2 protein-coding genes are annotated in these 539 nt (G+C 27.5%); both read left to right on the top strand.

Features of this window, described 5'->3' with window-relative positions; translation table 11 throughout:
- On the top strand, nt 1-216 hold a 216-nt coding region (locus K0039_RS20445; RefSeq protein WP_228106791.1), incomplete at its 5' end, for an XdhC family protein.
- A gap of 4 nt (nt 217-220) precedes the next feature.
- Nucleotides 221-538, top strand: a complete 318-nt coding sequence (locus tag K0039_RS20440; protein ID WP_228106790.1) for a YgjP-like metallopeptidase domain-containing protein — start codon at nt 221-223, stop codon at nt 536-538.
- The last annotated feature ends 1 nt before the right edge of the window (nt 539 follow it).

The following is a 539-nucleotide window of genomic DNA, read 5'->3' as shown; positions in this document are numbered from 1 at the left end:
GCTCTTAGAAGAGAGACTGGTTATATAGGTATGATTGGAAGTAGAACAAAAATTGGATTGACGTACGAAAAACTCATAAAAAAAGGTTTTAAGAAGGAAGAATTATCAAAAGTACATGCACCAATAGACATAAAATTGAATGCTCAAACACCAGCTGAAATAGCTGTATGTATAGCTGCTGAACTTATAAATTGCAGAGCTAATAAGGAAAAATAAACTAATGAACACAGGGAGTAAAGATATTGATACTTTAAATGTTAATTTTAGAGGGATTGAAATAAAAGCAGCTTTAGTATATAAAAATATAAAAAATATTTCTATAAAAATAGATCCATTTGGCAAAATAATTGTAATGAGTCCTCCCAAAATATCTAAAACAATAATAAAAGATATAATTATTGAAAAAGGAGAATGGATACTTAAAAAGTCAGAAAAATATAAAGGAACAAAAGAAGTATACAACCAGAGAATGTTTATAACTTGCCTAAAATTTCTTAAATTAGGCAAAGATTACCATCTCTTTAAAAAAGGACCTTAGT

The organism is Terrisporobacter mayombei (assembly GCF_020748465.1).
Lineage (GTDB): Bacteria > Bacillota > Clostridia > Peptostreptococcales > Peptostreptococcaceae > Terrisporobacter > Terrisporobacter mayombei.
Note: the sequence above shows the minus strand (reverse complement) of the source record. Positions and strands in the feature narration are given on the sequence as shown.